Origin of the sequence: Streptomyces sp., from assembly GCF_035563135.1 — a bacterium.
Lineage (GTDB): Bacteria > Actinomycetota > Actinomycetes > Streptomycetales > Streptomycetaceae > Streptomyces.
Map to the genome: position 1 here is coordinate 1 of NZ_DATMVN010000195.1, position 8,269 is coordinate 8,269.

Consider the following 8,269-nt stretch of genomic DNA (forward strand, 5'->3'; position numbering starts at 1 on the left):
GCCGCGCCCTGGCCGCCCGCCGCGCCTCGGCCACGGCCAGCGCCTCGGCCGCTGCCTGAGCCTCGGCCGCCCGCTGCGCCTCGGCCGCTGCCCGTGCCTCCGCCGCCCGCTTCGCTCTGGCGACCTTCCGCGCCTCGGACGCCTCCCGCGCCATCGCCGCCTCCAGCGCCTCCGCTGCCTCCTGAGCCTCCGCTGCCTCCCGCGCCTGGACTGCCTTCTGCGCCTGGGCCGCCTCGTGCCGCGCAAGGATCACTTGCTTCTCCCGCTCCACCCGCTCGCGTTCGGCCATGACCCGCAGCTCCGCCTGGGCCACCTCCATCTCCCGTCGCGTCTGCTGCTGCACCTGCTCGACCTCGAGGTTGCCGCCGTCGCGCAGGCCCATCAGCTGGTCGTAGGTGCTCGGCGGCCCGAAGTTGGACAGGACCTTCATGAGCACCGGAAGCAGCTCGATGCAGATGAACAGCAGGGAGAGCATCAAATGCGCCAGCCCGAGGGTGCTGTTCCGCTCGCTCAGCCGGTTCAGCGCCTGGAGCCTGATCAGGATGCCGTCGTCGTCCTTGTTCGTGGCTTCGAACGCCGCCTGGAGGCGGTCCTGCTGTGCGGTCAGGCCGGTCAGGGTGGCCTGGTCGGTGGCCAGATCCGCTTGCGCCTGGGAGCTGCTGCGGGCCTCGCCATCTTCGGCAGCCCTGACGGCCCCGTCGAAGCGGGTCTTGGCAGCGGAGACGACTGCTGCCTGAGCGTCGGCCGCAGCCTTGGCGCCCTGGTAGGCCGTGCCGTCCCCGGCGTCCCCGGTCCCGCACGTGCCGTCGAGTTCGCACTGCGCCCGTGAGCTCAGCTCCTGGTGACTGCGGACTGCCTCCTCGTACGCCGCCTGCTCGATCCGCACCTGCTCGTGCACCGCCGCCAAGGCCGGGTCAGTGCGTCCGCCGCTGGCGATCACCGCCTGTTCGGCGGCCACCCGTGCTCGCAGCGTAGGAAGCGGCCGGAACCGCGCGTCCGAATCGAGGCTGGTCTTGTGGGCATCCGCCGCCTCTGCGCGCAGCGTGACGACCTCCGTGTCGATCTCGGGGTGGAACACCTGCAGCGTCAGCGGCGTGGCGATCACGGTCCCCAGCACCAGCGCAAGAGCGACCCGCGGCATGGCGAGCAGGAGGTTCCGCCGGATCGAGGAGTCGTACGCCATCCCGACCAGCAGCATCCGGTCGAGGTTGATGATGACGACGCCCCAGCCCAGACCGAAGACCACCGCCACGGGCCATGGCGCGCCGAGCGCCATGTGCACGGCGAAGGACGCCGACAGGACGGCGAGCCCGCCGGTGCTGAGAAGGACGCCACCTAGCGCGACGTACCGGGCGCGCGCAGTCGGCACCGCCTCGAGGAGGTCAGGGTGGGCGCCAGCGAGTCCGGCCAGTCCGTCACCGATCCGCCGAAGTCGAGCTGTCATCACTGCGCTCCCCGGGCGACGGGGGTGGGGATGGCACCGTCGCCTCCCCTACTTATCGGCGGATCCTGTCGATGATGGGATCCCGCCATCAGGAGCTGCCTGGCGCAGGAGAGGTTCTGTTCCGAACCGTCCTGGACCTGCCGGTGACGTCTTCGCTGCGAGGCCACTCGGGTACCGAAAGGCCGTGCCGGGAAAGCCGAGCGGTCGTCCGTTGACGCTCGAGTCGGCCGAGTCCGGGCAGAGACCGCATTCGGTGCTTTCGCGCATCATGAAGGGCTTGCCCGAACCTCGGACCCGGAGCAGGGCACGCTGCCCTTCGTCGATCTGGACGACGAGCTCTGGGCGCTGCGCGACGAGGTGAACCGAGCGCGGGCCGCGAACGCCCGGTTGCTGCGTCTGCTGGAGCTGACGACAGAGGCCCGATCACCTGGTCCGGCGCAGACCGGCGTGTTCGACGCAGCGCCCGGTCCGGTGCACGCCGGCGGCGGCCAAGGTCGCCTTCTTCGCGCGTTGTTCGCGGCCCGCCAGAACGCGTACGCCCTCCGGTGGGAGAACGCCCGGTCGGGTCGGTCGGGCTGGACGCCCGCGGTGCGAGGTGGCTGGCGCAAGGGCCTCCCGGCGGCGGAGCGTGGGAACCTTCCGTTGACCGAGGAGGTGCTCACCGCCACCTCTCCGGAGAGCTGGAGATCGGTCGGTACCCGCGGCTGGACGGCGACCACTGCTCCTGGCTGGCGGCGGACTTCGCCGGCGCCCTCGCCCAGCTGACCGTCGGCTACGGGCTGGTCGTCGTCGACGAGTGCCACCATGTTCCGGCGGCCGCCTTCGAACACGCCGTTCCGCAGATCGAGACGCCACATCGTGGGCAGTCGTCCCCCGCCCCCGACGGTTCTGCGGGCCGTCAGAGACTGTGGGCTGCGAAGAACTGCCACATGGCCGTGCTGGCCCGAGGGCCCCGGGGGTCACTGTACGAACCGCCGGCGAGCCCACCGGACCACGCGTGTGCCAGCCCCTCGATCTGCCAGTGCTCGAGCTGCTTGCGTCCCCGCGCCGTGTACCAGCGGGTCACGGTGAACCGGCGACCGCCGGCCGTGCGCGGCGCGCCTGCGCGGGACCGGGTGATCCGCAGCGGGTCCCGCGGCCCGGGGGACCGTGCGGCGTCGTACGCCAGCCACTGCTCGGCCAGCAGAGGGCCACTCCGCGCGTGCACCACTGCATCCGCCGTCCCCTGGAAGACGACGAGGGGCGCCATGCGCGCGCCGGGGAGAGGTGTGGCCACCGTCCCGTGACCGCGCATGGCGGCCAGTGCCTTCAGGCCGTTGTTGGCCGACCGGTAGGCCGGCGCCGAGTGAACGCCGACCGCGGCGAACAGGTCCGGGTAGGTGGCGGCCAGGACGAGTGCCATTGCGCCGCCGGCGGAGATGCCCGCGGCATGGACCCGCGACGGGTCGATCCGCCAGCGGGAGCGTTCGGCCGTCATCTCCGCAGCGATGCCGGCCAGGATGGCCGGTTCGCCTGCCCCGCGTGACTGGTGCGCTGACTCGTACCAGCGCCAGCACCCGCCGGCCTGGTAGCCGCGGGTCTGGCGCGGAGCGGCGATGACGAAGCCGTGGCGGTCGGCCAGCGCGGTGAAGCGCGTGGCGGCCACGAATTGCTCAGAGGTCTGGTTGCAGCCGTGCAGGAGCACCACCAGCGGGACCGGCGTGTACCGCCGGTGGCCGGCGGGGAGGTAGACGTCGTAGGACCGCGATCCAGCGGGTCCGCTGTGGCTGGAGCGCAGCCAGCGTCCGCCCACCTGCCGGGCGGGGTTGGTCCGCGGCGCTCCGGTGCGGCGCGCCAGGAGGCCGAGCGGAGCAGCCTTGGTCGTGCGGGCAGCTGCACTCCGCTTGCGCGGAGGAGCCGGCTGGAACGGGAGGAGGGGCAGCGCGGCGTGCTTGCTGCGCGAGGACCGACCGGAACGACGTGCCATCTTCCCTCCTCGGCTACGGGCTGGAGCCTCCGCTGCCCGTCGAGGACGGAGGACCCGGAGATGTGGACCGCCCCCAGGGCGGGTGGCCCCCGAGCGCGGCGGCTCTTCGATCTTCTGTCAGGTCCGGGCGAGACGAGGGAGGGCGGTCCGACCTCCAAGGCGGCGACGTCGGCGCCGGCGGCAAGCGGGCGCTTCGGCCGAGGCGGCGGCACGGCAGCTGTTCATGCCGACACGCTCGTGGGCGGGTTGACGGTGGGCGGCAGCCGACCACGCGAAGATGGCAGCTCGGTCGGCGGATCCAATGTGGACCGGGTCACCGGTTCCGATCCAGCCATTCGACGAGCACCTTCGACACGTGCTCGGGCTGGTCGGTCATCAGCAGGTGGTTCGCGTTCGGGATCATCACCAGCTCGGCGCGGGGGATGCGGCCGGCGATGGTGCGGCCGTTCTCCGGCGGGACGAGCGCATCCAGCTCGCCCTGAACGACCAGCGTCGGCGCGGTGATGCCCACGATGCGGTCATAGCCGTCCCATTGCGACGACCCGACCACCTGCGCCAGGTACCCCTGGTTCGAGGCGGCGAGCGGGAACCGCACCGCCCAGTCCTCCTCGATGCGCTCACGCGGTGTCCCGGGCGCGTAGTTGTAGGGAATGGAGGCCTCCGCCGCCTCCTGGGGCGTCATCTGCGCGCGCCGCATCAGCATCGCCGTCGCCTCCGGGTTCATGACGGCGTGCGCGATGCCCGGGTGTGTGGCGATCAGGCACAGCGAGCGGACCCGTTCCGGGGCGGTGAGCACCATCTCCTGGGCGATCAGGCCGCCCATCGACAGGCCGACGACGTGGGCAGTTGCCACATCCGCCGCGTCCAGCACAGCCAGGCAGTCCGCCGCCATGGTCTCGACCGTGTACGGCGCCCCAGGAACGTCACCGGTGCGACCGGCGCCCCGGTTGTCGACGCGGATGACCCGGTGGCCCTCGGCCAGCGCGGGCACGATCCGGAACCACATCGCGGCGGGGTAGGCGAGCCCCATGACCAGCAGGACGACGGGAGCGTCCTCCGGTCCGTCGGACTCCCATGCGATGCGGGCCGTGTCAGGACGCTCGATGAACGGCACGGGCCGCTCCCTTCATCGTGAATTCCGGCGGCCCGACTCGGGAGCTGCAGCCCACACGTGAACCGCACCTCGAAAGGCCAGGTCCGCCCATCTACCCTCGGGAACAAGGATCCATGCTGCAGCAAGACCTGGGCGCCATGCGCAGCCGTGTGCGCTTGTAGCGTGTCGTCCCTCGACACGGCTCACGCACACCCCACCGTCTGTGCATGTTCGCTCAAGGCACTGGTCCGCGGGCCGGCGCGCCCTCACCACGGCGACGACGACCCAGGAGCACGCAGCCGGCCGGTCAGCAATCACATGCTGCGCACGCTGCGTGCGGCGGCGCACCGAACCTTTGGGGCTCCGTGGTGGGACAGGAGCCCCGTGGACGCGGCAGCTGCAAGCGCCTGGAAGATGCGGAAGCAGGCGCGATCTCAGGAGGATGACCATGACCGAGCCGGCCACCACTCCCGATGCCCCGGCGTGGTTCCGGCAGGCGCTCGCTCATCGGCCGGAGCACCGCCAGGTCCCCGTCGAGGGCGTTCCCATCGCCTACCGCGTGTGGGGCGACGGGGGCGACGCCGGCGCGCCTGGCGTCGTGCTGGTCCACGGTGGAACCGCGCACGCGGGATGGTGGGATCACGTCGCTCCGCAGCTGGGAGGGCACCGGGAGCTCGCCGTGGAGCTGTCCGGCCACGGCGACAGCGGTCACCGGGAGAGCTACGACTCGCACCAGTGGGCACGTGAGGTCGTCGCGGTCGCGGCCCGTGAGGGCTTCGACCGCCCGGTCGTCATCGGCCACAGCATGGGAGGCCGGGTGGCGGTGACCATCGGCGTCGACCTCCCCGAGACCGTGTCCGCCATCGCCGTCATCGACTCCGCCCTCAATGACTCGCCGCCGGACGAGGAGCGGGTACGTGAGCGTCGCCGTCCGCACCGCGTGTACCCGACTGCGGCGGAGGCCACGGAACGCTTCCGCACGCTGCCACCGCAGGATGTGGTGCTCCCCTACGTCCGCCACCACGTGGCCCGCGCCTCCCTCCGGAAGGTCGAGGGCGGCTGGACCTGGAAGTTCGACCCGCGCGTCTTCGGCAACCTGCTACGGCTGCGCGACCAGCTGCCTCAGCTCACTCCCCCCACGGTGCTCTTCCGCTGCCAGCACGGGATGATCGGGGAAGCGATGGGCCGGGAGATGGCCCGGCTGGTTCCGGACGGCATGCCGGTCGTCGAGCTTCCCGGCGCAGGCCACCACCCGATGCTGGACCAGCCCCTGGCCCTCGTCACCGCCCTGCGCACCCAGCTCGCGTTGTGGCCGCCGAAGGTGCGCTGAGCGCCAGGCAGGATCGGACATGCCCTCGACAGCCGCCATGGCTACCGAGCAAAGGCCCCGGTCAACGACCCCGCTGGCGGAAGCGTGTGCGTGTGTACCGTGTCGCCCCTCGGACACAGCATTGCCAGGGCGGCGGACTCGTCGACGGCCCGGCGCGCCTGGGTCTGTGCCGCGTCGCTCAGTGGCGGCTGCCCGTATGGCTGCTCGGTCATGCGCTGCTCCCTCTCCCTCCCGGTTGAGCGGCACCGCTGCTCCACGTCCTGGTCCGCTCGGTCAGACGCGATCCTGTGCAGTGACGTCGCGCACCCGCCACCGATGAGTCACCGCGTGCATCCGGTTCGACCGACCCGGCCAGCCGGAGCGCCCGGCGCCCCTCAGCACATGGGCGAGGTCACCGAGACGTCCCTCTGCGGCTTCCCGGAGCCAGGGCGGCGGAGGGCCCGAGCCTATCCGCGACGGGCTGCGCCCGGAGGCGGTCGCGGCCGACATCGCCGGGGAGGTCGCCCGCCCTGGCCTGACCTCGTCAAGACGGGGCCGCCTCGGTCCTCCCGACGCCGCCGGCCCGGATCCGATGGCCGGATCGCGCCCCGCCGTCCGTGATCCCGTCACTACGCTGAGGCCTGCTCCGGCAGGCGGCACAGGAGAGGGGACGGTACGTGGACCCCGATGCGGACGAGGACACCGTCTCCGACCTGGTCACCGGTGCACTCAACGGGGACTCCGCCGCCTGGGACCGCCTCGTCGACCGGTTCACGCCGCTCGTGCTGTCGATCGTGCGCCGGAACCGACTGCAGGACGCGGAGGCGCAGGACGTCGTCCAGACGGTGTGGCTGCGCCTGGTCGAGCACCTCGGCGCCATCCGGGAGCCCCGGGCCCTGCCCGGCTGGATCGCGACCACCACCCGCAACGAGTGCAACCACGTCCATGGGGCGCACCGCACGGTCCCCTCCGCTGACCTCGACGCCCGGGGACGGCCGGACGACGCCGCGCCCGCCCTCGAGCGGGACCTGCTCGAGGGTGAACGGCACGAGGCCCTGCTCGCCGCCCTCGCCGAGCTCCCCGAGCGGCAGCGCGAGCTGCTGCTGCTGCTGATCGAGGACCCTCCCCTCCCTTACGAGGAGATCGGCCGACGTCTCGGCATGCCGATCGGCAGCATCGGGCCCACCCGGGCCCGGGCGATCGCGCGGATCCGGTCCCACCGGGCGGTGCAGGCGCTGCTGGAGGTGTGAGGCTGGAGGTGCGAGGCTCGGGGTCCGAGGCGCCCGCCTCAGAAGCGCACCCACTCGGTCACCACGACGCCGGACGAGGTCGTGCAGCGCAGCCGGGCGGGGCCGGTCACCGACCGCTCGAACCGGAACCGGCCGAACTCGTCGACCTCCGTGCGGTCAACCTCGCCGCCGGGACGCAGCAGCGACACGTGCCCGGGACCGGCCGGGACCAGCTGACCGACCAGGCAGTCCTCGTCCCGCGCGACCTCGACGGACGAATCCCGGCCTTCGAAGACCAGGTCGCGGGGGCCGGCGGAGCTCCCGCGCACCCCCGCCGGCTCGTCGACGAGCGAGTCGGAGGCCAGCGCGGCGAGCTCGGCGTCGACGGTCCGCCAGGAGAAGGCAACGCGGGCGGCGTCGGACATCGCCGCCGTGGGGGTGCCGGCTGCGCGTACCGCCGCACCCAGCTCGTCGAGCAGGTCGTCCTCACCCGGTCCCGGTGCCGTCATCTCCCCCACCTCCCCTCGCCACCGCAGTGGTCCTGCACGGGCATGGTGCCCCGCGGCGCGGCGGGCTGCCAGCACCGGCCGCGGCCGTGCCGCTCCTCACCAGAGGCCGTGCACGGGCTCGTGATACCTGTTCCGCCGGGGTCAACCGCCCCCGTAGGCGCCGAAGGCGCACCAGTGGACGAACTGGCGCGGGTCGGCGGTGTCGAGCCGCTCGCGCGCGGCGTGCAGCGCGTCGGCCACGGTCCGGCCGTCGGCCAGCCCGCGGTGCACCTGCCGCATGAGGTCGACGGACTCGACGTCACCGACGGCGACCGTGCTCGCCAGGACCCCCGTCGTCCCCCGCGCCAGGAGGGCGCTGACGAACCCGAGCAGCTCGTCGCCGGCGTAGGCGACGTCGGCGGCGGAGTCGCAGGCGGCGAGGACGACCCGCCGGGGTGCGATCCCCCGGCGGTCGAGCTCGTGCACGGTCAGCCACCCGTCGGCCAGCTCGAGAGCGGAGAAGGTCGGGTTGTCCGCGCGCAGCCGACCATGACAGGCGAGGTGGGCCAGCCCCGCGCCGGCCAGCGCGTCAGTGGTCGCCGCCACGGTGGCCGCCTCTCCGGTGAGGACGGCGGGCCGCCCGTGGCACCGGCGCACAGCCTCGACCTCGGCGACCGCACCCGGGAGCCGGGGGCCGGCCACGAGCACCACCGCGTCGGCGTTCCGCGTCGCCATCGCAC

General features: G+C 72.9%; 8 protein-coding genes. 3 read left to right on the plus strand and 5 right to left on the minus strand.

Annotated elements, in window-relative coordinates; genetic code table 11:
- Positions 1 to 1,444, minus strand: a 1,444-nt coding sequence (locus VN520_RS08540) for a DUF4407 domain-containing protein (protein WP_325746246.1), incomplete at its 3' end; no start/stop codon positions are given.
- A 471-nt stretch (positions 1,445 to 1,915) separates the two neighbouring features.
- Between VN520_RS08540 and VN520_RS39580 the strand changes: the two genes are divergently transcribed.
- Positions 1,916 to 2,209: a TOTE conflict system archaeo-eukaryotic primase domain-containing protein gene (locus VN520_RS39580; protein ID WP_414719798.1), complete on the plus strand. Its 294-nt coding sequence runs from the start codon at positions 1,916 to 1,918 to the stop codon at positions 2,207 to 2,209.
- Positions 2,210 to 2,342: 133 nt separating this feature from the next.
- Here VN520_RS39580 and VN520_RS08545 read toward each other — a convergent pair whose 3' ends face one another.
- Together VN520_RS08545 and VN520_RS08550 are read right to left on the minus strand one after the other, a co-directional pair.
- Positions 2,343 to 3,410, minus strand: a complete 1,068-nt coding sequence (locus tag VN520_RS08545; RefSeq protein WP_325746247.1) for a PHB depolymerase family esterase — start codon at positions 3,408 to 3,410, stop codon at positions 2,343 to 2,345.
- A 313-nt stretch (positions 3,411 to 3,723) separates the two neighbouring features.
- Positions 3,724 to 4,524, minus strand: a complete 801-nt coding sequence (locus VN520_RS08550) for an alpha/beta fold hydrolase (protein ID WP_325746248.1) — start codon at positions 4,522 to 4,524, stop codon at positions 3,724 to 3,726.
- 427 nt (positions 4,525 to 4,951) lie between these two features.
- Here VN520_RS08550 and VN520_RS08555 point away from each other — a divergent pair, with 427 nt between their 5' ends.
- Together VN520_RS08555 and VN520_RS08560 are read left to right on the plus strand one after the other, a co-directional pair.
- The gene (locus tag VN520_RS08555; RefSeq protein ID WP_325746249.1) at positions 4,952 to 5,833 is read left to right on the plus strand and encodes an alpha/beta hydrolase; all 882 of its coding nucleotides are present in this window, start codon (positions 4,952 to 4,954) and stop codon (positions 5,831 to 5,833) included.
- A 656-nt stretch (positions 5,834 to 6,489) separates the two neighbouring features.
- On the plus strand, positions 6,490 to 7,062 hold the full coding sequence (locus VN520_RS08560; protein ID WP_325746250.1) for a sigma-70 family RNA polymerase sigma factor: 573 nt from the start codon (positions 6,490 to 6,492) through the stop codon (positions 7,060 to 7,062).
- A gap of 38 nt (positions 7,063 to 7,100) precedes the next feature.
- On the opposite strand, the gene VN520_RS08565 is transcribed toward VN520_RS08560, so the two are convergent.
- Both VN520_RS08565 and VN520_RS08570 read right to left on the minus strand, forming a co-directional pair.
- Positions 7,101 to 7,550 carry a hypothetical protein gene (locus VN520_RS08565; RefSeq protein ID WP_325746251.1) on the minus strand — a complete coding sequence of 150 codons (450 nt, stop codon included), beginning with the start codon at positions 7,548 to 7,550 and terminating at the stop codon, positions 7,101 to 7,103.
- A gap of 141 nt (positions 7,551 to 7,691) precedes the next feature.
- On the minus strand, positions 7,692 to 8,269 hold a 578-nt coding region (locus tag VN520_RS08570; protein ID WP_325746252.1), incomplete at its 5' end, for a CHAT domain-containing protein.